Below are 25,034 nucleotides of genomic sequence, written 5' to 3'. Positions count from 1 at the left end.
GCCCTAGCGGAAGGCGTTACGAGCGCAACCGGTTCAGTTTATAGGGCTCAGGTGTCACCCTCGAACAGGCTCGTGACCGAGCCGTCCTTGAAGACCTCCGTGATGGCCCTCGCGATCAGCGGGGCGATGGACAGCACCGTCAGCTTGTCGAACCTGGCGGCCTGCGACAACGGCAGCGTGTTGGTGACGATGACCTCGCTGATGCGGGAGTTCTTCAGCCGGTCGACGGCGGGGTCGGAGAAGACCGCGTGGGTGGCCGCGACGATCACGTTGGTGGCGCCCTGCTCGTAGAGGGCGTCGGCGGCCTTGCAGATGGTGCCCGCGGTGTCGATCATGTCGTCGATGAGCACGCAGGTGCGCCCGCGTACGCGGCCGACGACCTCGCTGACCTTGACCTGGTTGGCCACGTCGAGGTCGCGGCGCTTGTGGATGAACGCGAGCGGCGTGCCGAGCGTGTCGGCCCAGCGCTCCGACAGCCGCACCCGGCCGGTGTCGGGCGAGACGATGGTGGTGTTGTCGAGGTCGAGCTTGTTCTTGAGGTAGTTCTCCAGGACCGGCATGGCGAACAGGTGGTCCACCGGGCCGTCGAAGAAGCCCTGGATCTGCGAGGTGTGCAGGTCGATCGACATGAGCCGGTCGGCACCCGCGGTCTTGAACATGTCGGCGATGAGACGGGCGGTGATCGGCTCGCGACCGCGGCCCTTCTTGTCCTGGCGGGCGTAGCCGTAGAAGGGCATGACCACGGTGATGCGCTTGGCGGAGGCGCGCTTGAGCGCGTCCACCATGATCAGCTGCTCCATGATCCACTGGTTGATCGGGACGGTGTGGCTCTGGATCACGAAGGCGTCGCAGCCGCGCACCGACTCCAGGTAGCGGGCGTAGATCTCGCCGTTGGCGAAGTCGATGAGTTTGGTGGGGGTGAGGGAGACGCCCACGTGCCGGGCGATCTCCTCGGCCAGCTCCGGGTGTGCCCGGCCGGAGAAGAGCATGAGGTTCTTCTCGCCGGGCGATTTGATGCTGGTCACTGCTGATTCTCCTGCTGCTCTCGCTCCGCCAGCGCACGCTCGGCGGCCGCGGCCGACTTGGTGCCCGCGCGCCTGCGCAAGACCCATTTCTCGATGTTGCGCTGACGCGCTCGCGCCACCCCGATGGCACCGGGGGGAACGTCGTCGATGATCACCGAGCCCGCCGCTGTGTAGGCGCCGTCGCCGACGGTCACCGGGGCGACGAGCATGGTGTCGCAGCCGACGAAGGCGCCGTCGCGCACGGTGGTGTGGCTCTTGTTGACCCCGTCGTAGTTGACGAAGACGGTGGACGCGCCGATGTTGGCGTCGTCGCCGATCGTGGCGTCGCCGGCGTAGGTGAGGTGCGGCACCTTGGAACGTTCGCCGACGGTGGCGTTCTTCATCTCGACGAAGGTGCCGGCCTTGGCCTTGTGCTTGAGCACGGTGCCGGGCCGCAGATAGGCGTAGGGGCCGACGCTGGCCTCGGGGCCGATGTCGGCGTGGTCGCAGACGGCGTTGCGGACGACCGCCCGCTCGCCGACGCGGGTGCCGGTGAGCGTGGTGGCGGGGCCGACCTCGGCGCCGGCCTCGATGACGGTCTCGCCGTGGAGCTGGGTGCCGGGGTGGATGACGGCGTCGGGCGCGATCCGCACGCCGACGTCGATCCAGGTGCTGTCGGGGTCGATGATGGTGACCCCGGCGCGCATGTGGTCCTCGAGCAGGCGCCGGTTGAGCACCTTGCGGGCGGCGGAGAGCTGCACCCGGTCGTTGACGCCCTCGACCTCGACGTGGTCGCCTGCGGCGCAGGCGCCGACCCGGTGGCCGTCGCCGCGCAGGATGGCGAGGACGTCGGTGAGGTATTCCTCGCCCTGGGCGTTGTCGGTGGACACGCGCTTGACGGCGTCGGCGAGCAGCTCGCCGTCGAAGGCGTAGATGCCGGAGTTCATTTCCCTGATCGCCCGCTGCTCGGGCGTGGCGTCCTTCTCCTCGACGATCTCCAGGACCGCCCCGGACCCGTCGCGGATGATCCGTCCGTAGCCGGTCGGGTCGGGCACCTCGGCGGTGAGCACGGTGACCGCGTTGCCGTCGGCGGCGTGCCGTTCGAGCAGCGCGGCGAGGGTCTGGGTGCGCAGGAGGGGCACGTCGCCGTAGGTGACGAGGACCGTGCCGGGGATCGTGCCCAGCTCCTCCAGCACGGTGCGTACGGCGTGGCCGGTGCCCCGCTGCTCACGCTGGACGACGGCGCGGGCGTCGGGGCTGTGGGCCGCCAGATGGCCGCCGACCTGCTCCAGCGCGTGGCCGATGACGACGACGAGCCGCTCGGGATCGAGCTCGCGGGCGGCGGTGAGCATGTGGTCGACCAACGCGCGGCCGCACAGCTCGTGCAGGACTTTCGGGGTCTGGCTCTTCATCCGGGTGCCCTCGCCGGCGGCGAGGACGATCACGGCTGCCGGGCGCGGCACACTCACGGACTGAGGCTCCCTGTGACTGGACGATCAGGGCCATTGGTACGGCTCCTCTATGACTACCGCACCGCTACCCTCCCGACACCGTGAGGATACCTGCCCGACCCCCGGACAATCGCGCCGGGTCTGGCCTCAAAGCTCCCGGAAGAGGACTCGAACCCCTACAAAGTGGACCAAAACCACTTGTCCTGCCGATTAGACGATCCGGGACAGATCGGACACGTGGCGTCCGACACATCCCTACGATACCGAGCCCTGGCCCGGTCCCGCGCCGGGATTGACCATCCGCGCAGGTGCCAGGGTCGCTTCTTATAACAGAACGCGCCAACCGCCACAAGCGATGATTCCCACCCACCTTACGGGGAAGAGCGTCACATCTCCGCAATCCGCGGCACAGGACTTCCTAACCTACGATGGCGTAGGTTACGGTTGCGTAGCCCGGACAATCATCCTCATACGTGCTGTTGGAGGTCGCCCATGACCGTTCTCGCCGAACGTTCCCCCGCACCCAAGCCGGACTTCGAACCCGAGCCGAAATCCCGCGCCGAACTCGTCACCTTCGGCCTGGTCGTCGGGCTCCCCCTCGTCGCGGTCGCCGCGGCCGTTCCGTTCGCCTGGGGATGGGGTCTCGGCTGGACGGACATCGCCATCGCCTTCGTCTTCTACGTCGTCTCCGGCCTCGGCGTCACCGTGGGCCTGCACCGCTACTTCACGCACGGCTCGTTCAAGGCCAAGCGGCCGCTGAAGATCGCCCTCGGCATCGCCGGCAGCCTGTCGCTGGAGATGTCCGTGCTCGACTGGGTGGCCACCCACCGCAAGCACCACAAGTTCTCCGACAAGGAGGGCGACCCGCACTCGCCGTGGCGCTTCGGTCCGGGCTTCAAGAACATGGCCAAGGGACTGCTCTACGCCCACATGGGCTGGCTGTTCGAGAGCGAGCGCACGAACCGCGAGAAGTACGCCCCGGACCTGTGCAAGGACCCGGACGTGATGAAGCTGCACAAGTGGTTCGGCCCGATCGCCCTCACCTCGATCCTGCTGCCCGCGGTGCTGGGCGGCCTCTTCACCTGGTCCTGGCAGGGCGCGGTGACCGCGTTCTTCTGGGGCTCCCTGATCCGCATCGGCCTGCTGCACCACGTGACCTGGTCCATCAACTCCATCTGCCACGTCTTCGGCGAGGAGGACTTCCAGACGCGCGACAAGTCCCGCAACGTGTGGTGGCTGGCCATCCCGTCCTTCGGCGAGTCCTGGCACAACCTGCACCACTCCGACCCGACCTGCGCCCGCCACGGCGCGCTCAAGGGCCAGATCGACCTGAGCGCCGGCCTGATCCGGATCTTCGAGCGGTTCGGCTGGGTCCACGACGTGCGCTGGCCGACCCCCGAGCGCCTGGCGGCGAAGCGGGTTGCCTGACGAGAAAGATCCGATGAGCGGCCACGGGAGCGTGGCCGTCATTATGGAACCTGTGACCGAACCCCGATCTCGCAGGCGCATGTCCGGTAGCGAGCGACGAGAGCAGCTGATCCGCATCAGCCGCACGCTCTTCGCCGAGAAGGGGTTCGACGGGACCTCTATCGAGGAGATCGCGGCCACCGCGCAGGTGTCCAAGCCCGTCGTGTACGAGCACTTCGGCGGCAAGGAAGGCGTCTACGCGGTGGTCGTCGACCGTGAGATGCAGAAGCTGCTCACGATGATCACCGAGGCGCTGGCCGCCTCCCACTCCCTGATCAAGGTGGAACGGGCCGCGCTCGCGCTGCTCCAGTACATCGAGGAGAGCAGCGAAGGCTTCCGCATCCTGGTCCGCGACTCGCACGCCGCCTCGGGCACCGGCACCTTCGCGAGCCTGATCAGCGAGATCGCCAGCCAGGTCGAGGACGTGCTCGCCGACGAGTTCGCGGCGAGGGGCTACGACCCCAAGTCCGCCCCCATGTACGCCCAGATGCTGGTCGGCATGGTCGCGCTCACCGGGCAGTGGTGGCTCGACGTGCGCAAGCCGGGCCGCGAGGAGGTCGCGGCCCACCTGGTCAACCTGGCCTGGAACGGTCTGAGGGGCCTCAACCCCCACCCGGCCATCAGCGCCGTCAGCCAAGCCCGCGCCGCCGCCCCGCCCAAGCCCCGCCCGAGCAGCGAGAAGGAGCTGCGCGAGCTGGAGAAGGCCCGCGAGCGCGAGCTGAAGGAGGCCGAGAAGGTCCGCCAGCGCGAGCTGAAAGAGGCCGAGAAGGCCCGGGTCCGCGAGCTGAAGGAACGCGAGCGGCTGCTCAAGGAGGCGGAGAAGGCGCGCGAGCGCGAGGAGAAGATCCGCCAGCGGGAGGCCAAGCTCGCCGAGCGGGCCGCGCGCCTCGAACAGGTGGATCAGTCCGAGTGACGGGTTGAACAGAACGGCGGCCCTGCGTGACCATAGAAGGGAGAGGGGCGCTGATCAGCGAGAACGAGCGTTGCGGTGCCGTTAACGTGATGTTCAACCAAACGGGGCAATATACGCCATATGTCCGCAGAACCGGTGTCTCCTGCCAACGATCTGCCGCTGCCGCAGGAGCGCTTCCTCAACCGGGAGGAGAGCTGGCTCCAGTTCAATGAGCGCGTGCTCGAACTGGCCGAGGACTCCACTCTCCCCCTGCTGGAGCGGGTGCGCTTCCTCGCCATCTTCGCCAGCAACCTGGACGAGTTCTTCCGGGTCCGGATCGCCGGGCTCAAACGGCGCATGGCCACCGGACTGCTGCTGCGGACCAAGAGCGGGCTCAAACCACGCGACGAGCTGGTACGCCTCGCCGGCGTCGCCGACGCGCTGGCCCGGCGGCACGCCGCCGTCTTCCATGACAAGATCTGCCCGCAGCTCGCCGGCGAGGGCATCGAGATCGTCCGCTGGGACGACCTCGACCGCGAGGAGCGCACCGAGCTGCGCAAGCTGTTCAGGGAGCGCATCCGGCCGGTGCTGACGCCGCTGGCGGTGGACCCGGCGCACCCGTTCCCGTACATCTCGGGCCTCAGCCTCAACCTGGCCGTCCTGGTCCGCAACCCGGCCACCGACCACACGGTCTTCGCCCGGGTCAAGGTGCCCTCGCAGCTCCCCCGGTTCATCCTGGCGTCGAAGGACCGTTTCGTCCCGCTGGAAGACGTCATCGCGGCCCACCTGGGCCAGCTCTTCAAGGGCATGGAGATCCTCCAGCACCACGTCTTCCGCGTCACCAGGAACGAGGACCTCGACGTCGACGAGGACGTCACCGAGAACCTCATGCAGGCCCTGGAGAAGGAGCTGCTCAAGCGGCGCTTCGGCCCGCCGGTGCGGCTGGAGGTCGAGGAGACGATCACGCCGGAGGTGCTGGCGCCGCTCGTGGAGGAGCTGGAGCTGGCTCCGCACGAGATCTACCGGCTGCCGGGGCCGCTCGACCTGTCGGGCCTGCACGCCATCGCCGACCTGGAGCGCGGCGAGCTCAGCTACCGCCCGTTCGTGCCGGCCGAGGCCATCAGCGCCGAGGACGACATCTTCACCACGCTGCGCGAGCGCGACGTGCTGCTGCACCACCCGTACGACTCCTTCGCCACGAGCGTCCAGCGCTTCATCGAGGTGGCCGCCGCCGACCCGCGCGTTCTGGCGATCAAGCAGACCCTCTATCGCACCAGCGGCGAGTCCCCCATCGTCGACGCGCTCATCGACGCGGCCGAGGCGGGCAAGCAGGTCGTGGTGGTCGTGGAGATCAAGGCCAGGTTCGACGAGCACGCCAACATCTCCTGGGCGCGCAAGCTGGAGCGGGCCGGCTGCCACGTCGTCTACGGCGTGGTCGGCCTGAAGACCCACTGCAAGCTGGCCCTCGTCGTCCGCCAGGAGCCCTCGGGCGAGCTGCGCCGCTACTGCCACATCGGCACCGGCAACTACAACCCCAAGACCGCCCGCCAGTACGAGGACTTCGGCCTGCTCACCGCGGACCCGCTGGTCGGCGAGGACGTCACCGACCTGTTCATCCACCTGACCGGCTACTCCAACCACTCCGCCTACCGCCGCCTGCTCGTCGCCCCCCACTCGATGCGCAGCGGCCTGGTGGCCAGGATCGAGCGGGAGATCGCCCACCAGCAGGCCGGGCGGCCCGCCCGCGTCCGGATCAAGACCAACTCGCTGGTCGACGAGCCGATCATCGACGCCCTCTACCGGGCCTCGCGGGCCGGCGTGCCGGTCGACCTGTGGGTACGCGGCATCTGCGCGCTCCGCCCGGGAATCCCCGGCCTGTCGGAGAACATCCGCGTCCGGTCGGTCCTGGGGCGGTTCCTGGAGCACTCCCGCGTCTACGAGTTCGGCCTCGGGCGGCGGCCGGAGATCTGGATCGGCAGCGCCGACCTCATGCGCCGCAACCTCGACCGCCGCGTCGAGGCCCTGGTCAAGGTGACCTCGCAGCAGCACAAGGCGTACCTCGTCGAGCTGATGGACCTCGCCATGGCCGAGACGACGAGCACGTGGTGGCTGGGCTCCGACGGCTCCTGGACCCGCCATCCCGGCGAGGACCTCCAGACCCATCTCATCAGCACCCGGCGATGGAGGACCGTTGACGACGACTGACCTGCTCCGGGCCGCCGGAGCCGTGGTCTGGCGGGGGCCGGCGAGCCGTCCCGAGGTGGCCGTCATCCACCGCCCCGCCTACGACGACTGGACCCTTCCCAAGGGCAAGCTCGAACCCGGCGAGCACGTCGTCGCCGCCGCGCTGCGCGAGGTGCGCGAGGAGACCGGCCTCACGGTCGCGCTCGGCCGCGCCCTGCCGCCCGTCCACTACCTCGTACGCGGCCGGCTCAAGCGGGTCGACTACTGGGTCGCGCGGGTGGTCGCCGACGACGGCTTCACGCCCGGCGAGGAGGTCGACGAGCTGCGCTGGCTGCCGCCGGAGCGAGCCGCGGCGCTGCTGACGTTCGGGTGGGACGCCGGGCTGGTGCGCCGTCTGGCCGGCGCGCCGCTGGAGACCGTGCCGCTCGTGCTCGTCCGGCACGCCACGGCCGGCTCCCGCGCCGAGTGGGACGGCGACGACGAGCGCCGCCCGCTCGACGCCGGCGGGCGGGCCCAGGCCGCCGTCCTGGCCACCGCGCTGCCCGCCTACCGGCCCGAGCTGCTGATGAGCTCGCCGAGCGCGCGCTGCGTGCAGACGCTGGAGCCGTACGGCGGCGAGATCCTGCTGGACCCGCTGCTCAGCGAGGAGGGCCAGGACCTGCGCAAGACGCCCGTCCTGGTGCGCGAGATCACCGTCCCGGCGGTCGTGTGCAGCCACGGCAAGGTGCTGCCCGGGCTGCTCCACGCCCTCACCGGCAAGGAGATCAACCTGCGCAAGGGCGCGTTCGCCGTGCTGCACCGGGCGGGCGACCAGGTCGTCGGCGTCGAACGCCACCGGGTCACAGCAGCTTCGCCACCGCCTTGACCGTCTCCGCCCACACCCCGGGGAAGTCGGCGTGCGCCCGCGCGGCGAGGTCGCGTTCGATCCCGACGAGCAGGCCGTAGGTGAAGGTGTCCTCGCCCGCCCGCCTGGCGCGCTCCGCCTCCTCGGTCAGCGTCTCCTGCGCGACCACGCCGTCCTGGTGCGCCCCCAGCACCTCCTGGATGTCCTCGGCCCGCTCGGCGAGCTTGGCCATGCCCTTGCCGAGGGTGGGCCGGAGCGCTTCGGCGGTGTAACGGGCGCGTTTGGCCGCCTTGCGCACGTCGTGCATGGCGATCTCGCGGCGCTCCGGGTCCTCGACGGCCTGGGCCCTGTCGTACGCCTTGGTCACCCGGCTCCAGTTGTCCGCCGCGATGACGGCGAGCCGCTCCTTCGCGGGCTTGGGCGCGGCCTTGCCGAGACTCGGGCCGGCGAGCAGCGCGTCGAGGGCGTTCAGCAACGCGTAGTAGCGCTCGCCGCTGAGGGCGTCCTTGATCCGCTCGTACGCGTCCCGCTCGCGGGCGAGCAGGTCGGCGCCGAGGCGCTCCCGGACGGGGCCGACGATCAGCCCGGACGGCAGCCCGGCCAGCCGCTCGCCGAACCTGGCCCTCATGACCTCCAGGTCGCGGGCCTCGCCGAGCACGGTGCCCAGCCACCGCAGCTCGTCCTGGACCTGCTCGGTGCCGTTCACCACGGTCCTGAACGCCTTCAGCGCGCTGCGCAGCCGCCGGGAGGCCACGCGCATCTGGTGGACGGCGTCGTCCTCGGCGCGGCGTACGCGGGGGTCCTGGGAGAGAAGGGCGTTCACCTGGCCGGCGAGGTAGGCGAGCACGACCTCGCCCGCCGAGCCGGGCTCGCAGCTGGCCAGGGGCGGCGGGGCCGGCTGGAGCACCTTCGCGAGCTTGCTGGCGGCCCCGGACGGCTCGGCGCCGGCCTTCCTCAGCCGCTTGCCGACCTTGGCCAGCAGCGCCCCCCGGCTCTCGTCGATCAGCTCGGCCTCGACCTCGCGCCAGCGTACGACCCGGCCGCCCTCGCGGCGGTCGGTGGCCTTGACGCGGTCGTCGGCGACCTCCAGCAGCCTGGTCCCGTCGTCGTGCAGGACGGTGACGCTCCTGCGGGTGTCCAGCTCGGCGACCACCTCCAGCTCGGCGCCGCGGGTGTAGGCGCGGACCAGCTCGGCCAGCTCCGGGGGGACCGTCCTGGTGCTCCGGGTGAGCGGCACGGCGATCTCCTGCCGCACGCCCTTGGCCTTGGGCAGCTTGAGATGCCAGCCGGCGTCGTCGCCGCCCCTTCGCCGTCGGAGCGTCACGCCTCTGGCGGCCAGCCGCAGGTCGGGTGTGTCGTAGTAGAGCGCGACGAGCTGGTAGCTCTTCGGCCCGGTGACGCCGGTGGCGAGGTCGTCCAGGTCGGGAAGCGCGTAGTCGTACGGAACGTCGAACTTGTCCTCGATCTCGATGCCCACTACACCTCACAAAGTCCGATTTCGGACGATTCTGCCACCTCAAGGTGAACTCACCGGGGTTGCAGCAGCTCGATCCTGTTCCCGACCGGATCGGTGACGTAGACCCGGCGGTGGCCGGGCAGGAGGTCGTCGGGCACGGCCCCGGGGATCGCGGCGGCCAGGGCGTTCACGTCGTCCACCAGGAAGGCGGGATGCGCCTTGCGCGCCGGCCGGAAGTCCGGCTCGACGCCCAGGTGCACCTCCACGCCCTCGCCCCTGAACCAGACGCCGCCACGGGCGGCCAGCTCCGGCGGCTTGGGCACCTCGCGCAGTCCGAGCACCCCCGCGTAGAACTCCCTGAGCAGCGGCTCGCTGCCGGCCGGCGCGGCCAGCTGGACGTGGTGCAGCCCGGTGATCATTTCTGGGCCACCACGAAGACGCGGCGGAACGGGAACGGCGTGCCGTACCTCTTCGCCGGATAGGCCTGCGCCAGCAGCTCGCCGAGGTCGGCCTTGAAGCGCCGCTGGTCGCCGTGGTCCAGCCGGTCGAGGATCGGGCGCAGGGCCGTGCCCGACACCCAGTCCAGCACGGGGTTCTCGCCCTTCAGCACGTGCACGTACGTCGTCTCCCAGGCGTCCACCTGGGTGCCGCCCTGGTTGAGCAGGTCGCAGTAGCCGAGGGCGTCGTCCACCTCGGAGAGCCGCTGGTAGCCGCCGAGCTTGTCCGACCAGGTGCGGGAGGCGCACAGCTCCCGAATGGCGACGTGGCTCGGTGCGTCGTGGTTGCCCGGCACCTGGAACGCCAGCCAGCCGCCCGCGGCCAGCGACTCCATCCAGTGTTCGAGCACCGAGCGGTGGTCGGGCACCCACTGGAGGAGGGCGTTCGAGACGATCACGTCCACGGGCCGGTCGGGCCGCCAGGTCTCGGCGTCGGCGACGGCGAAGTGCACGGACGTGCCGAGGCCGCGCGCCTTGGTGATCATGGCGGGCGAGGAGTCGAACCCTTCGACGGTCGCCCTCGGCCAGCGGGTGGCCAGGTCTGCGGTGAGTTCGCCGCTGCCGCAGCCGGCGTCCACGACATAATCGGGGTCGACCGCCCCCACCCTGGAGATGAGCTCGATGAACGGCCGGGAACGCTCGTCGGCGTACACCGCGTAGGTCACCGGGTCCCAGATATCTCTCGACATGAAGATAATTGATATCGAGAGAGATATCTCGATGTCAAGACAGTACACTTGTGTGTCATGACGGAGGAAGCTAGAGACGAGGTCGATCGCCTCGTCGCCGCTTGGCGGACGGAGCGCCCCGACCTCGACGTCGAGCCGCTCCAGGTGCTCTCCAGAGTGTCACGTCTCGCCAAGCATCTCGATCGGGCGCGGCGGGCGGCCTTCGCCGAGCACGACCTCGAGCCGTGGGAGTTCGACGTGCTCACCGCACTGCGCAGGGCCGGCAAGCCGTACGAGCTGAGCCCCGGCACCCTGCTCCGGGCCACCCTGGTCACCTCTGGGACCATGACCAACCGCATCGACCGGCTCGCCCAGGCGGGTCTCGTACGACGCCGGCCCGACCCCGAGGACCGGCGCGGCGTCCTCGTGTCGCTGACGGACACAGGGCTCTCCCGGGTGGACGCGGCCTTCGCCGACCTGCTGCGGCGGGAGCACGAGCTGCTGTCGGGGCTGGGGGCGGCCGATCAGCGGACGCTCGCCTCGCTGCTGCGCACCCTGCTGGCCCCGTTCGACTCCCCCAGCTGACCCCGCCCACCCGGCACCTCGCTCGACCCGTGCTCACGTCGGGCGTTGCGGCACCGCTCGCGCCGGGCGGCCCCACCCCGGGAGCCCGCTCACGCCGAGCGCCCTTCCCCGGGGGCCCGCTCACGCCGGGCGCCCCTCCCGAGAGCCCGCTGACGCCGGGCGCCCCTCACCGGGGAGCCCGCTCACCCCACGTCCCAGCCGCTCCTTACCCGGACCGCGCGCCCGACATCCCTCACAGAAACGTCTGTTGACCTGGGCAGACCCCTGGCATGACCCCGCCTTGGGGCAGGCGGACCAGGGTCGGTCGGTCGCGTCAGTCGCCGAGGCGGTCGGCGAGTTCGAGCCACTCCGACTCGATCGCGTCCTTCTGCGCCGTGATCTCCCGCAGCTCGCCGTCCAGAGCGCCGAGCCGGGCGTAGTCGCTGGCCGCCTCCGCCATGGCGGCGTGCAGCCGCTCCTCCTGCCCGGCCAGCTTGTCGAGCTGGCGTTCCAGGCGGTTGAGCTCCTTGCGCAGCTCGCGCTCCTCCTTGGCCGACAGCTCGCCGGTCGCCGTGGCGCTCTCCTGGGACGCCGAGGCGGTGACCGCCGCGCCGGCGCCGCCCGCCACCCTGGCGGTCAGCGCGGTGCCCGCGGCCCGCCGTTCGAGGTATTCGTCCACGCCGCCGGGCAGCAGCGACAGCCGCCCGTCGCCCAGCAGCGCCACGCACCGGTCGGTGACCCGCTCCAGGAAGTAGCGGTCGTGGCTCACCAGGACGAGCGTGCCGGGCCAGCCGTCGAGCAGGTCTTCCAGCTCGTTGAGCGTCTCGATGTCGAGGTCGTTGGTGGGCTCGTCGAGCAGCAGGACGTTGGGGTCGTCCATGAGCAGCCTGAGGAGCTGCAGCCGCCGCCGCTCGCCGCCGGACAGGTCGCCGATCACCTTCCACTGCGCGTCGCCCTTGAAGCCGAGGCGTTCGAGCAGCTGGGAGGCCGACCACTCCTTCTTGCCGAGCTGGAGGTACTTGCGCACCTCCTCGACCGACTCCAGCACCCGTCGCGTCGGGTCCAGCTCCGTGAGCTCCTGCGAAAGATGCGCGAGACGTACGGTGCGGCCCCGGACCACGCGGCCCGAGTCGGGCTTGACCGTGTCGGCGAGCAGGCGCAGCACCGACGACTTGCCGGAGCCGTTGACCCCGATCAGCCCGATGCGGTCGCCGGGCCCGAACTGCCACGTGCACCGGTCGAGCACCAGCGGCCCGTTCTCCGGGCCGCCGGCGTGCAGGGTGACGTCCTCCAGGTCGTACACCGTCTTGCCGAGCCGGGCCGCGGCGAAGCGCATCAGCTCGACGGTCTCGCGCGCCGGGGGCTCGTTCGCGATGAGGGCCTGGGCGGCCTCGATGCGGAACTTCGGCTTGGACGTACGGGCGGGCGGGCCGCGCCGCAGCCAGGCGATCTCCTTGCGCATGAGGTTCTGGCGGCGTTCCTCGGCGGCCTGGGCGATGCGCGCCCGCTCGGCCTTGGCGAGGACGTAGGCGGCGTATCCGCCCTCGTAGCGCTCGACGCGCCCGTCCACGACCTCCCACGTGCGGGTGGAGACCGCGTCGAGGAACCACCGGTCGTGCGTCACCACGAGCAGGGCGCTCTTGCGGCCCGACAGGTGCGCGGCGAGCCAGGCGATGGCCTCGATGTCGAGGTGGTTGGTGGGCTCGTCCAGCATGATCAGGTCGTGGTCGTCGATGAGCAGCTTGGCCAGCGCGGTGCGCCGGCGCTCGCCGCCCGACAGGTCCGCGGCCCTGGAGCCGAGGTCGAGGTCGCCGATCAGGTTGGCGAGGATCTCGCGGATCGCCTGGTCGCCCGCCCACTCGTGCTCGGCCAGCCCGCCCAGCACGATCTCGCCGATGGTGGCGGCCGGGTCGAGCGCGTCGTGCTGCGACAGGAACCCGATCCGGAGGTTGCGGGTGTGCGTGACCCGTCCGCTGTCGGGCCGCACCTCCCCCGCGATCACCGACATCAGGGTCGTCTTGCCGCCTCCGTTGCGTCCGACGACGCCGATGCGCTCCCCGGCCTCGATGCCCAGGGAGACGTCACTGAGGAGCGGCTTGGGCCCGTAGGCGTGGGAGACCGACTCAAGATTGACCAGATTCATGACCTACCCAGGGTATCGGCTCCTCGCCCAGCACCTCGCCGTCTCCTCCCCCTCCCTTCATTACTCAAAGTTGCCTTACGACTGCTGACCGTTACCATGATGAGTGGCCGGTGTGACCCTCCCCGGCCGTTCCCCCCGACCACGGAGTGCCGCATGGAGCGAACGGTTCTGGCCGCCGTCACCGAACGTCCCGACGCCGATTCGGCGCTCGCCGAGCAGATCCGCCGCGTCTGCGCCGCGATGGACGAGCTCGGGCTCCACGTACGCTGGACCCACCGGGCCCACGACGCCCTGGCGGTGGTCGGCTCGGACGCGTCGCTCACGGCGGTGCTGGCGTCGTGGGACGCGCCGGGGGCCGAGGAGCTGCTGGGCGCGGTCGCCAAACGGTTCCGCGGGCTGCCCGTCTTCCTGATGACGCAGGAGCAGGAGCTCCCGCTGTGGGTCTACGAGGTCATCCAGGGCTACGTCTACCCGCTGGAGGACACCCCGCAGTTCATCGCCGGGCGCATCGCCCACGCCGCCGACCAGTACGCAGAAAAGATCCTCCCGCCCTTCTTCGGCGCCCTGCGCCGCCTGCAGGACCACCATCACTACTCCTGGCACACCCCGGCGCACGCGGGCGGCGTGGCGTTTCTCAAATCGCCGGTGGGCCGGGCGTTCTTCGACTTCTACGGCGAGCGGCTGCTGCGCACCGACCTGTCCATCTCGGTCACGGAGCTGGGGTCGCCGCTCGACCACACCGGCCCCATCGGGGAGGCCGAGCGCAACGCGGCCCGCGTCTTCGGCGCCGACCGTACGTTCTTCGTGGTCAACGGCAACTCCACGGCCAACCGCATCGTCGGGCACCACGCGATCGCCCGCGACGACACCGTCCTCGTCGACCGCAACTGCCACAAGTCGGTCCAGCACGCGCTGGCCATCAGCGGCGCCCGCCCGGTCTACCTGGTGCCCGAGCGCAACGGGCTCGGGCTGGCCGGGCCGATCCAGCCCGCCGCGCTGGAGGCCGCCGCGATCCAGGCCCGGGTGGCCGCCCATCCTCTCGCCGCCGGCGACCCGACCTACGCCGTGATCACCAACTCCACCTATGACGGGGTGTGCTACGACGCGGTGCGGGTCGGCGAGCTGCTGGGCGCCAGCGTGCCGCGCCTGCACTTCGACGAGGCGTGGTTCGCCTACGCCCGGTTCAACCCGCTCTACGCCGGTCGCTACGGCATGGCCGTCGACCAGCACACGCTGCCGGGGCCTGGCCGCCCCACCGTGTTCGCCACCCAGTCGACGCACAAACTGCTGGCGGCGCTGTCGCAGGCCGCGATGCTGCACGTCCGCCCCTCGGAGCGGGCGCCGGTCGACTACGACGCCTTCAACGAGACCTACCTCATGCACGCCTCCACGTCGCCGCTCTACCCGATGATCGCCTCCCTGGACGTCGCGGCGGCGATGATGGACGGCCCGTCGGGGCCGTTCCTCACCGGGGAGGCGATCGTCGAGGCCGTCCGGTTCCGGCAGGCGATGACGCGCCTGGCCGCCCGCATCCGCGAGGACGGCACCCGGCCCGGCTGGTTCTTCGGCGTGTGGCAGCCGCCCTCCGTCACCGATCCGCGCACCGGCAGGACCGTCCCGTTCGCCGACGCCGACCCGGCGCTGCTGTGCTCCGAACCCCGCTGCTGGACCCTGGAGGCGGGCGCCGGCTGGCACGGGTTCGACGGCATGTCCGAGGGCTACTGCCTGCTCGACCCGGTCAAGGTGACGATCACCTGTCCGGGCGCCGACGCCGCCACGGGCACGCTCGACTGGGGCATCCCGGCCCGCGTCGTGGCCGCCTACCTGCAGCGACGCGGCATCGTGGTGGAGAAGACCGGCGACCACACGCTGCTGGTGCTGTTCTCGATGGGCATCACCAAGGGCAAGTGGGGCACCCTGATCGACGCCCTCACCGACTTCAAGAACGCCTACGACGCCGACCTGCCCCTGGCGGAGGTGCTGCCCGGCTTCGGCCCGCCCGCGATCTCGCTGCAGAAGCTCTGCACCCTGGTCCACGAGAAGCTGCGCGACTCCGGGGTCGGCAACCTCCTCGACCAGGTCTTCACCTACCTGCCGGAGCCCGTGGTCACGCCCGCCGACTGCTACCAGGCCATGATCCGATCCCGCACCGAACGCGTCCCGCTGAGCCACCTGCCGGGCCGGGTCGCCGCGGCCACGGTGGTCGTCACGCCGCCCGGCATCCCCATGCTGATGCCCGGCGAGGCGACCGGCCCCGCCGACGGTACGCTGATGACCTACCTACGCGTCCTGGAGGACTTCGACCGCGCCTTCCCCGACCTCGCCACCGACATCCACGGCGCCCACCGCGACACCGACGGCCGCTACTGGGTCGAGGTCCTCAAGAACTGACCACGCACTCCCGCCACAACCTCGTCCGTCTCGTCCGCGAGCCCCCGACCGTCCCTGTCGGGGGCTGCGACGCCCACCATCCTCACGCGCAGCGATGCGCGGAAGGAACGGCGAATGCCTGCGAGCCGGCAGCACGGCAAAACTCGCCGTCCGCGTTTGACTGCATGGGCAGTCGAAACACACCTCCAGGACGCCCATGTCCATCGTCGCCTCAAGGCCGCGCCTCTATCTGTACGGGCTGCGTCTCCTCAGCTCCTCTACGAACTGCGCCTTCTCAGCTCAAGGAAGCCTGGGATCTAGCGCGGGAGGAGGCGGACAGCCGACAGCAGGGTCACGGTCGACCTGCGCACCGGCTCCCGACCCCGAGTGCGGGAGGAGGCGGACAGCCGATAACAAGATCACAGGGCTACCTGCGCACCAGCCTGATCGCCGCTCCCGACCCCGAGTAATGCAAGCCAGGGCGGCTTTCGGCACGGCGTTCAAGGCGGCTTCGCCTGACGCCGACCTGGCGCATCACGTACGACGCGACTTCCGGCGGAGTGGGTGGAAACAGCCGGGCCTGCTCGGCGAGAGAGGTAGAGGCAACCTTCGCCCCCCGCCCGAGGCGGCACGTGCGGAGGGCGACCAAGCCGATCAGCCGTGATAGCCAGACCGAACACACCGAGCGAGTAGCTGGCTGGCTGGCTATCTCCGGCCGGTGGGCACCGCCTACCCCAGGTGTGCACCGTCTCTGGGTGTGCACCGTCCCTGGGTGTGTACCGTCCCTGGGTGTGTGCACCACCATCCCCGGGCGTGCACCACCATTCCTGGGCGTGCACCATTCACGCCTGGGCATGTACACCACCATCCCTGGGCATGCACCGTCCCTGGGTGTGCACCGTCCCTGGGTGTGCACTGCCATCCCCGGGCGTGCACTGCCATTCCTGGACGTGCACCATTCACGCCTGGGCATGCACACCGCCATCTCCGTGCGTGCACCGCCATCCCTGGGCGTGCACTGCCTTCCCTGGAACACGGACACCGGAGCCTCGCAGACACGGACACGGCGAAGTGCCCCAGCTTGCAGGAGACCCATCTTGCAGTGGACGCCGAGCGACCCTGCGTTCACCCCACCGGACCGCGGCGGCACATCGACCGTTCCAACGCCGGAAGGCGGGGCGGCGGAATCGCGGGATCAGACCAGGGTCGCGCCGTGGACGGGGCCGTGGGCCGGGACGGCGGTGTGCGCGGCGCCCGTGGCCGTGAGGCTGCCCGCCAGGTCGCGGGCGTGGAGGGCGTCGATGGCGAGGAACGCGCAGGTGGGGCCGGAGCCGGAGACGATGGCGCCCAGCGCGCCGTGCTGGCGACCGGCCTCCAGCGTAGGAGCGAGCTCCGGGCGCAGGTTGAGCGCGGCGGCCTGAAGGTCGTTGCTGAGGTGGGAGCCGAGGGCATAGGCGTCGCCGGTGCCCAGGGCCTCCAGGAGGGAGTCGTTGAGCTGCGGCCAGGGCACCTCCGCCGCCTCGGCTGCCCGGAGCCGGTCGCATTCGGCGTACACGCTGGCGGTGGAGAGCCCGCCGTCGGCGAGCGCGAACACCCAGTGGAACGTGCCGCCCGTCGGCAGCTCGCTCAACTGCTCGCCCCGGCCGGTGCCGACGGCGGTGCCGCCGAGCAGGGAGAACGGGACGTCGCTGCCGAGGTCCCCGGCGATCTCCATCAGATCGTCGAACGGCAGGCCGAGCCCCCAGAGCTCGTTACAGGCCACCAGGGCGCCGGCGGCGTCGGCGCTGCCGCCCGCCATGCCACCCGCCACCGGAATGTCCTTGTTGATGATCAGGTCAGCGCCGTAGGTGCGTCCCGCATGCTTGGCGAGGGCGCGGGCAGCGCGGATCGCCAGGTTGCTGTCGTCCACGGGCACCTGGTCGGCCCACTTGCCGTTGACCGACACGGTGATGGACTCGGACTCCTTGGCCACCACCTCGTCGAAGATCGACACGGCATGGAAGACGTTGACCAGGTCGTGGTAGCCATCATCCCTGAGCGGGCCGACAGAAAGCTGCACGTTGACCTTCGCGGGCACACGTACGGTCACCGAACTCATCGATTTTCTGCCACTCTCATCGCTTGCCGGGGTCAAGGACACTCGATGTTATCGGTGCCCGGAGCTCTGACATGCGGTTCTCGAAAGATGAGCCCCGGAACGGCCGGATCCTCGGCATGTCGGGTCGAGTTGATGACCGTTTGCCCCCATGCTGTGCAGTTACGACGGGTGATGGCAGACGCGGGGTCTCGCGAGGCTGAAGGCGGTTTGTAGCGATGTTGCGAAAAGTTGCAGTTGTCGAAGTGCCGCAGTGGCGGGGGTCTGGGTCGCGTACGGCGAAGCGGCTGCGCGAAGGGGCGCGGATCGTCGCCGACCTGGTCGACGCGGCAACGGTACGTGTGGCGGGCGAGGCCGCGCAGAGGGTGCGGGTGGCGGTCGAGGACGAGAGCTCGGGCGTCTCGGCGGCTCCGCAGCAGCCGACAACCGAGGACAACGGCCCCGCCACGACAGCGACACGGGCACGGGCACGGGCAACGGTAGAAGACGACGGTCCTGCCGCGGCGGCGCTGGCCCAGGCAGATGTCGAGGACAGCGGTCCTGCTGCGACAGCGGTACAGGTACGGGCAGCGGTCGAGGACGGCGCTCCTGCCGCGACAGCGGTACAGGTACGGGCAGCGGTCGAGGACGGCGCTCCTGCCGCGACAGCGGGATGGGTGCGGGAAGCGGTTGAGGACGGGAGTTTGGGGGTTGCGGCGGCTCGGGTGCGGGCTGCGGTTGAGGGGGTCGGTGATGGGGTATTGGTCGTCGCCGTTGGTGGGGACTGCGGGGTGGAGTTGGAGCCTGTGTCGGCGGCGCGCAGGCGGTATGGCGATCGGCTGGTGGTGGTGTGGTTCGACGCCCACGGCGATCTGAACACGCCGGAGTCTTCGCTGTCGGGCGCCTATCACGGGATGGTGCTGCGGGCGCTCACGGGCGAGGGGCCCCAAGGGCTGGTGGCCGAGGAGCCGCTGGACCCGCAGCGGATCGTGCTGGCCGGGGTGCGGGATCTCGATCCGCCGGAGGCGGCCTTCGTGACGCATGCCGGAATCCGGTGGGTGACGATGGCGGAGACGGAGACGGCGGAGGCTCTTCTCGCGGCGATCGAGGCGGCGGGCGGCCCGGACGCCGCCGTGTACGTGCACATCGACCTCGACGTGCTCGACCCGGAGGTCTTCCGGAGCGTGGGGTGTCCTACGCCTGGTGGCATGCATCCTGAGCGGCTGCTTTCGTTGGTGACGGCGATCGGTGGTCGGTTCGAGGTGGCCGGGCTCGGGCTCATGGAGTATGAGGCCGGCGACTCCGAGGGCGAGGCGGACGGGGATCGGGAAGTGCTGGCGGAGCTGGTCGGCGGGCTGGTGGCTGCCGTCGCCGGTCATCCCGGGCGTACGGCGCCTCGGTAGACGGCGCGGTAGTAGGAGGACTTGGCGAAGCTCGTCGTGCGGACCACGTCACCGGTCTTGGGGGCGTGGACCATCAGGTCGCCGCCCAGGTAGAGGGCCACGTGCGTGGGGTCGGCTCGGCCGCCGCCGAAGAAGAGGAGGTCACCGGCGCGGCGGGCGGTGCGGCTGATCCTGCGGCCCTGGCGGAACTGGGCCCCGGTGTAATGGCCCAACCGCACGCCGGCTCTGGACCAGGCGTAGAGGGTGAGGCCGCTGCAGTCGAAGCCGCGGGTCGCCGCGCCTCTGCCGATGCCGAGAGTGGGGCCCTTCGGCGAGCCTCCACCCCAGGAGAAGGAGACGCCGAGTTGGGCCAGGGCCGCGGAGGCGGCGATCTGGCCTCTCGTGAGTTTCCTCTTGATGGATTTCTTTCTGGTGAGGCGTTTCTTGGTGGGGCGGGTGGCTTCGGCCGCCGCCGTCGCCGCCGCCATGGTCGTGGTCGCGGTGGCTTCGGTAGTGGTGGCCAGGGCGGTGGTGGCGGCGAGGAGGGCGCAGGCCAGGGCGGCGGTGCAGGCCAGAGGGCGGGGAGCGGCCGTGCGGGCATCAGGGGCGGTGGGCGAGGTGGCGGCGGGCAAGCTGGCGGGGGGAGAGGCTGCGGCGCTGGTGCGGGGCATTCGGGGCATTCGGGTCTCCTTGATCGTGAACGCGCGAACGAGGACGAGGACGAGCTGAGGCCAGGGTCCTGCGGAACGGCGGGTGACCGAGGGGCCGAACGGGATTCTGTGGATAAGAGCGCGGGTCGGGTGAATGCCTGTGGATAGGGAGTGGCAGGCGGCGGAGGCCTGGCGATCTCGGCAGGTGGGGGCCTAGCGACCATCACCGGTTGGGGCCTGGCAACCTCACGGACGGAGGCATGGCGACCTCACCGATTGGAGGCCTGGTGACCTCGCTGGTCGATGCGCAGGTCGGGCCGCTCGGCGGCTTCGGGTCAGCAAGTAGGCGCTTGTCATGTCTGAGCGAGCAGGTCGATGTCATTAGGTCAGAGCGAGGAGGCCGACGCCATCGGCCGGCCGATGTAAGGGCGGATGCCCCGACGGCTTGGTGCGACCAGGCTGACCCCCGGCCCCATGCGCAGGGATCCTGGCCGCACGGGCAGGGTGCCCCCGGCACGGGACCAACAGCGCGAGGCCAACGGCACGGGGTCCAATGGCCCGGGGGTTCGAACCGCGCGGGAGCCCATGACGCGGGATCCAACCGCGCGAGGCCCAACCGCCGGGGACGCAATGGTGCGGGTCCCAATGGTGCAGGGCCCAATCGCGCGGGCCGATGACCCGGGATGCCGATGGCGTGAGGTCTAACCGCGCGGGGGCCAGGCGCTCGGAGGCCAAGCGTTCGCGGACCACCGGCCTGGGAGCCGATGGCGTGCGGTTCAACCGCGCGGAGGCCAACCACGCGGAGGCCAACCGCGCGGAGGCCAACCACGCGGAGGCCAACCACGCGGAGGCCAACCACGCGGAGGCCAACCACGCGGAGGCCAACCACGCGGAGGCCAACAGCTCGCGAGCCAACGGCCCAGGAGCCGATGGCGTGAGGTCCAACCGCGCGGGATTCAACCGCGGAGGGCGTCGGAGTGGCGTCCGATGTGCACGGCTGGCGTCCGAGCGAGGTCCAACCGCGCGACGTCCAACCGTGCGGCAGCCAGCGCTTCGCGTGGCATCCGGGGTGGTGGTTTGGACGAGGTGGGGGGTGTTGGTGGTTGGGGTTAGGGCTTGAGTTCGGCTATGTGGGCGAAGGCGGTGATGTCGAGTTGTTCGCCGCGGGCGGACGGGTCCACGTCTGCTGCGCGCAGGATGTTTTCCGCCTCGGGGGCGCTGCCGGCCCAGGAGGCCAGGGCGGCGCGCAGGGTTTTGCGGCGCTGGGCGAAGGCGGCGTCCACGACGGCGAAGACCTGTTCGCGGGTGGCCTTCGTGGCCGGCGGGTCGCGGCGGACCAGGGAGACCAGGCCGCTGTCGACGTTGGGGACCGGCCAGAAGACGGTGCGGCCGACCGGGCCGGCTCGCCGTACGTCCGCGTACCAGGCGGCCTTGACCGACGGCACCCCGTACACCTTGGAGCCGGGACCGGCCGCGAGGCGGTCGGCGACCTCGGACTGCACCATGACCAGCCCCTTGCGCAGGGACGGGAGGGCTTCCAGGAGGTGGAGGACGACGGGGACGGCCACGTTGTACGGCAGGTTCGCCACCAGAGCCGTAGGTACGTGTCCGCCGAGGTCGGCGGGCGTGATCTTCATGGCGTCGGCGTTGACGACCGTGAGGCGGTCGGCCAGGCCGCGTTCGGCGACCGTGACGGGGAGCTGGGTCGCGAGCACCGGGTCGATCTCGACGGCCACCACGTGCGCGGCCGACGGCAGCAGGGCCAGGGTGAGCGAGCCGAGCCCGGGGCCGACCTCTATGACCACGTCGTCGGCCGAGAGCTCGGCCACCCGGACGATCCGACGGACGGTTCCCGCGTCGATCACGAAGTTCTGGCCGAGCTTTTTTGTCGGACGAAGATTTAGCTTGTCCGCCAAAATACGTATTTCTGCAGGGCCCAACAGGCTCATCATCCAACCAGTCTCCCGCATCGAAGAACTGGAGATGGCGGATGGGGAGACCAAAGGAGAGGATGGCGTGGAACAGGAAGGGACGTCCCTCATGGAGCCAACGGGCGCCGCGCCGCTCCGTCCGACAGACCTGCGGGAGATCGGCCCGTACCGCCTGCTGGGGCGACTCGGCGAAGGCGGCATGGGGACCGTCTTCCTCGCCCGTGCGCCCACCGGCCGCTTCGTCGCGCTCAAGGTCGTGAAGGCGGAGTTCGCCAACCAGGAGGGGTTCGCGGCCCGGTTCCACGCGGAGGTGGAGAACGCGCGGCGCGTGGCGTCGTTCTGCACCGCTCAGGTGCTGGACAACGGCAACACCGGCGACGGCCGTCCCTTCATGGTGACCGAGTACATCGCGGGCACCCCGCTCTCCGACCAGATCGCCAAGTTCGGGGCGCTGGACCCGGGGCCGTTGCACGGCGTCGGCCTCGGCGTGGCGGCGGCGCTGGCCGCGATCCACGTGGCCGGGCTGGTGCACCGCGACCTCAAGCCGGCCAACGTCATCCTCTCCCTGTCCGGGCCTCGCGTGATCGACTTCGGGATCGCGCGGGCGCTCGATCGGGAGACCGGGTTCACGATGTCGGGCGAGCTGCTGGGCAGCCCCGGGTGGTGGGCGCCCGAGCAGGTGCGCGGGGAGGCCATCAGCCCGGCCGTGGACATCTTCGCCTGGGGCTGTCTCATCGCGTACGCGGGCAACGGACGGCACCCGTTCGGGCGTGGCGACCCCATCACGATGGCCCACCGCGTGCTCAACACGCCGCCCGACCTGGGCGCGCTGCCCGCTCCGCTCAACGAGCTGGTACGCCTGGCCACCTCGATGGAGCCGGCCGCACGACCCACCGCGCAGGACCTGCTGATCGCACTGGTGGGCGGGAACACGCCGGCGCCGTCGATCAACCCGCCGACGCTGGTCGCCACCGAGATGCTCAACGACTGGCAGCCGCCGAGGAACGTGGTGGACGAGCCGGACATCACGGCCACCTTCACGGCGCCCCCGCCGCCATCGGGGGACGCGGCACAACGGGGGCCGACCGGTACGGGGACAGGCGGATTATCCGACGCCGGGCGGTCGCCGTCCGGCGCGTCCCCTGGGTCCTTAGCCGGGCCCTCGGGGCAGGGGCAGGGGCAGGCGGCGTTCGAGGAGTTGGCGCGGAGGGAGGAGCTGGCGGCCAAGGAAGAGCTGGCCCGCTGGCCCACCCCCCAGGGCGACGGGCAGCAGAGCGGTGGTGCCGGTCCCGGACGTGTACGCGGCCTGTTCAAGCGCAAGAGCGGCCAGCAGGGGCCCGAAGGAGACAGTGGCGAGGGCGACGGGTCGGGGATTCCGCCCACCGGCACGGCGGCCACGATCTCGGCCCCCGAGGCCACCGAGGCCCCCGAGGCCCCCGAGGCCCCCGAGGCCACCAAAGCGGCCAAAGCCACCGAGGCCACCAAAGCCGCCGAGGCCACGAAGGCCCCCGGCCCCATCCCCACCCCCCACGAGCCCTTGGGCCGGACGCGACAGGACCCGCCCAGGCGGGCGGGCGAGGCGTGGGGCCTCGGCGGGGTGCCCGCGCGGGAGCAGTTGCACCGGATGGCGCATTCCGAGCAGCGCGCCGCCGACACCCAGCCGGGCGACCGGCGCACCGCCATCTCCCCCGAGCCGCTGCCGAACGAGCCCGACACCCTCGGCGGCGACCGTACCGCGGGCACCCGCTGGCTGATCGCCGCCGCGGCGGCCGTGCTGGCCATCGTGGTCACGGCGGGGGTCCTGATCGTGACGTCCGGCCGCGGCCCCGGCACCTCGGCCGCGGGCGGCGGCCCGTCGCGGACCGCGACCGCCGGCGCCCAGCCGAACGACGTGGGCCGCAGGTTCCCGCTCGGCGGCGAGCTCGACGACCCCATCGCGATCATCTCGTCCGCGCCCCGGTGCGGGCTGAAGGAGTACGAGGGCAAGGTCGCCACCCAGGGCCAGCTCTGCGTGATCCGCTGGACGATGCTCAACCCGGGCGGCGAGCGCAGGACGTTGGTCCAGCCGGTGGTCACGCTGGTCGACGACCGCGGCGGCGAGCACGATCCGGCCGCCGTCACGCTGCCCCCGGCGATCCTGCCGGGCGCGCGGGTGGACAGCGCGTTCGTGTTCGACCTGGCGACGTACCGCAGGCCGGTCAAGCTAACGGCGACGATGCTGGAGAACGGCAAACAGATCGAGGTGGCCTTGTGAGACTCGGGGCGCCGCTGCTCGTCCTCGGGGTGCTGGTCGCGGGGACGACGGTCGTCCAGGCGGCGGCAGGGGCGGCGGCCTGCGCCACGCCCGCCGACTTCGACGGCGACGGCGTGGACGACGTGGCGGTGGGCGATCCGTTCGGCGACGACGACAAGGGCGCGGTACACGTGGTGTCCGGCGGCAAGGTGGTGCCGGTGCGCGTCCCCGGCCTGGCGACGGGCGACGGTTTCGGCTGGTCGGTACGGCTGGCGAACGTGGACGGCGACCCCTGCGCCGATCTGGTCGTCGGGGCCCCGTACGCGGACGTGGGCGGCGAGCAGGACGCGGGCGCGGTGTACGTGGTCTACGGCGGCGGCACCCGCGCGCCGGTCCGCCTGACGGCGGCGCAGCCGCAGCGGTCCGCGCACTTCGGCTGGTCGCTGGCGGCGCGGGGCGACCTGCTGGCGATCGGCGCGCCGTACGAGGACGACAAGCAGTTCACCGACGCCGGCGCCCTCTACGTCCGCAAGGGCGAGGGCGAGCTGCGCAGGATCAGCCAGGAGACCGTGGACGTACGCGGCAACAGCGAGCTCGGCGACCAGTTCGGCTGGTCGATGGCGTGGGGGCCGAAGAACGCGCTGCTCGTCGGCGTGCCGTACGAGAACGACGACGGCGCGGGCCGCCAGGTCGAGGCCGGGAAGATCAACTCGGGTTCGGCGGTGTTCCTCGACGACGTGTTCGCGGCGAAGCTCACCAGCCTCAAGCTCGACTCCCCCACCGCCCGCAGCGGCGACCGCTACGGCTACGCGGTCGCCTACTCCGAGGGCTCCGGGTACGCGGTCAGCTCGCCGGGCGCCGGCAGCGTGCAGCTGCTCGACCCGGCCAAGAAGGTCATCAGGACGGTCAAACAGGGCGGCAAGGACGGGTTCGGCTTCGCGCTGGCGGCCTCGGCCGACGGCAGGCTGGCCGTCGGCGCGCCGTACGGGGGCGGCGTCCGCGTCGTCTCGTGGCGCGACGCCGCCGAGGACCGCAGGCTGGCGGAGGCCGAGGGGCTGTTCGGCTGGTCGGTGACGTTCAGCGGCAACAAGCTGTTCGTGGGGCAGCCCGACGCGCGACCGGCCGGGCAGGTGGCGGTGGCCGGGCGCAACGCCGAGAGCCTGGAGACGGTGAGACCGCCCAAGGGCGCCCAGTTCGGGGTGTCCGTCGCCGGCTGAGAACAGA

Annotated in this window: 18 protein-coding genes and 1 tRNA gene; 9 read left to right on the top strand and 10 right to left on the bottom strand. The window is 71.1% G+C overall.

Annotated features, from left to right (window positions below; genetic code table 11):
- Positions 1–47: 47 nt before the first annotated feature.
- From AC27IY_RS22250 to AC27IY_RS22240, 3 genes are all read right to left on the bottom strand, one after another.
- A complete protein-coding gene (locus tag AC27IY_RS22250) occupies positions 48–1,025 on the bottom strand; it encodes a ribose-phosphate diphosphokinase (protein WP_329589748.1) in 978 nt (325 codons plus the stop codon).
- Complete coding sequence (gene glmU / locus AC27IY_RS22245; protein ID WP_487179061.1) at positions 1,022–2,473, bottom strand: bifunctional UDP-N-acetylglucosamine diphosphorylase/glucosamine-1-phosphate N-acetyltransferase GlmU; 1,452 nt, start codon at positions 2,471–2,473, stop codon at positions 1,022–1,024. Before glmU ends, AC27IY_RS22250 begins: the two co-directional genes overlap by 4 nt.
- Positions 2,474–2,608: 135 nt before the next feature.
- A tRNA-Gln gene (locus AC27IY_RS22240) sits at positions 2,609–2,680 on the bottom strand.
- A gap of 267 nt (positions 2,681–2,947) precedes the next feature.
- Between AC27IY_RS22240 and AC27IY_RS22235 the strand changes: the two genes are divergently transcribed.
- From AC27IY_RS22235 to AC27IY_RS22220, 4 genes are all read left to right on the top strand, one after another.
- Positions 2,948–3,883, top strand: coding sequence for an acyl-CoA desaturase (locus AC27IY_RS22235; RefSeq protein WP_344210970.1), 936 nt, complete (start codon positions 2,948–2,950; stop codon positions 3,881–3,883).
- 43 nt (positions 3,884–3,926) lie between these two features.
- Positions 3,927–4,835, top strand: a complete 909-nt coding sequence (locus AC27IY_RS22230) for a TetR/AcrR family transcriptional regulator (protein ID WP_449951009.1) — start codon at positions 3,927–3,929, stop codon at positions 4,833–4,835.
- A 120-nt stretch (positions 4,836–4,955) separates the two neighbouring features.
- Entirely contained in the window at positions 4,956–7,019 is a 2,064-nt protein-coding gene (locus AC27IY_RS22225) for an RNA degradosome polyphosphate kinase (protein WP_344210974.1), read from the top strand.
- Positions 7,006–7,863, top strand: a complete 858-nt coding sequence (locus tag AC27IY_RS22220; RefSeq protein ID WP_423477032.1) for an NUDIX hydrolase — start codon at positions 7,006–7,008, stop codon at positions 7,861–7,863. The genes AC27IY_RS22225 and AC27IY_RS22220 overlap by 14 nt, the downstream gene beginning before the upstream one ends.
- On the opposite strand, the gene AC27IY_RS22215 is transcribed toward AC27IY_RS22220, so the two are convergent.
- The 3 genes from AC27IY_RS22215 to AC27IY_RS22205 are packed head-to-tail and all read right to left on the bottom strand — an operon-like array spanning position 7,838 to position 10,484.
- Positions 7,838–9,319 carry a CYTH and CHAD domain-containing protein gene (locus tag AC27IY_RS22215; protein ID WP_487179060.1) on the bottom strand — a complete coding sequence of 494 codons (1,482 nt, stop codon included), beginning with the start codon at positions 9,317–9,319 and terminating at the stop codon, positions 7,838–7,840. The genes AC27IY_RS22220 and AC27IY_RS22215 overlap by 26 nt on opposite strands.
- 50 nt (positions 9,320–9,369) lie before the next feature.
- On the bottom strand, positions 9,370–9,717 hold the full coding sequence (locus AC27IY_RS22210) for a VOC family protein (RefSeq protein ID WP_423452425.1): 348 nt from the start codon (positions 9,715–9,717) through the stop codon (positions 9,370–9,372).
- Positions 9,714–10,484, bottom strand: a complete 771-nt coding sequence (locus AC27IY_RS22205) for a trans-aconitate 2-methyltransferase (protein WP_423452424.1) — start codon at positions 10,482–10,484, stop codon at positions 9,714–9,716. The genes AC27IY_RS22210 and AC27IY_RS22205 overlap by 4 nt, the downstream gene beginning before the upstream one ends.
- A 57-nt stretch (positions 10,485–10,541) precedes the next feature.
- Here AC27IY_RS22205 and AC27IY_RS22200 point away from each other — a divergent pair, with 57 nt between their 5' ends.
- Positions 10,542–11,048 (top strand): MarR family winged helix-turn-helix transcriptional regulator, encoded by a 507-nt coding sequence (locus tag AC27IY_RS22200; RefSeq protein WP_329589730.1) that lies wholly within the window; start codon positions 10,542–10,544, stop codon positions 11,046–11,048.
- A 313-nt stretch (positions 11,049–11,361) separates the two neighbouring features.
- On the opposite strand, the gene AC27IY_RS22195 is transcribed toward AC27IY_RS22200, so the two are convergent.
- Positions 11,362–13,170: an ABC-F family ATP-binding cassette domain-containing protein gene (locus AC27IY_RS22195; RefSeq protein WP_344210985.1), complete on the bottom strand. Its 1,809-nt coding sequence runs from the start codon at positions 13,168–13,170 to the stop codon at positions 11,362–11,364.
- Between the two features lie 153 nt (positions 13,171–13,323).
- On the opposite strand from AC27IY_RS22195, the gene AC27IY_RS22190 reads away from it, so the two are divergent.
- Positions 13,324–15,561, top strand: coding sequence for an Orn/Lys/Arg family decarboxylase (locus AC27IY_RS22190; RefSeq protein WP_487179059.1), 2,238 nt, complete (start codon positions 13,324–13,326; stop codon positions 15,559–15,561).
- Positions 15,562–16,735: 1,174 nt separating this feature from the next.
- Here AC27IY_RS22190 and AC27IY_RS22185 read toward each other — a convergent pair.
- A complete protein-coding gene (locus AC27IY_RS22185; protein WP_344210989.1) occupies positions 16,736–17,638 on the bottom strand; it encodes a 4-(cytidine 5'-diphospho)-2-C-methyl-D-erythritol kinase in 903 nt (300 codons plus the stop codon).
- Between the two features lie 215 nt (positions 17,639–17,853).
- Here AC27IY_RS22185 and AC27IY_RS22180 point away from each other — a divergent pair, with 215 nt between their 5' ends.
- Entirely contained in the window at positions 17,854–19,017 is a 1,164-nt protein-coding gene (locus tag AC27IY_RS22180) for an arginase family protein (protein ID WP_487179058.1), read from the top strand.
- Here the strand turns inward: AC27IY_RS22180 and AC27IY_RS22175 are convergent.
- Positions 18,990–19,676 (bottom strand): C40 family peptidase, encoded by a 687-nt coding sequence (locus AC27IY_RS22175; protein ID WP_487179057.1) that lies wholly within the window; start codon positions 19,674–19,676, stop codon positions 18,990–18,992. The genes AC27IY_RS22180 and AC27IY_RS22175 overlap by 28 nt on opposite strands.
- A gap of 1,079 nt (positions 19,677–20,755) precedes the next feature.
- Positions 20,756–21,616: a 16S rRNA (adenine(1518)-N(6)/adenine(1519)-N(6))-dimethyltransferase RsmA gene (rsmA, locus tag AC27IY_RS22170; protein WP_487179056.1), complete on the bottom strand. Its 861-nt coding sequence runs from the start codon at positions 21,614–21,616 to the stop codon at positions 20,756–20,758.
- 46 nt (positions 21,617–21,662) lie between these two features.
- On the opposite strand from rsmA, the gene AC27IY_RS22165 reads away from it, so the two are divergent.
- Together AC27IY_RS22165 and AC27IY_RS22160 are read left to right on the top strand one after the other, a co-directional pair.
- A complete protein-coding gene (locus AC27IY_RS22165; protein WP_487179055.1) occupies positions 21,663–23,831 on the top strand; it encodes a serine/threonine-protein kinase in 2,169 nt (722 codons plus the stop codon).
- Positions 23,828–25,027, top strand: a complete 1,200-nt coding sequence (locus AC27IY_RS22160) for a hypothetical protein (protein ID WP_487179054.1) — start codon at positions 23,828–23,830, stop codon at positions 25,025–25,027. The genes AC27IY_RS22165 and AC27IY_RS22160 overlap by 4 nt, the downstream gene beginning before the upstream one ends.
- The last annotated feature ends 7 nt before the right edge of the window (positions 25,028–25,034 follow it).

The sequence above is a fragment of the Nonomuraea sp. B208 genome (assembly GCF_057536035.1).
Note: the sequence above shows the minus strand (reverse complement) of the source record. Positions and strands in the feature narration are given on the sequence as shown.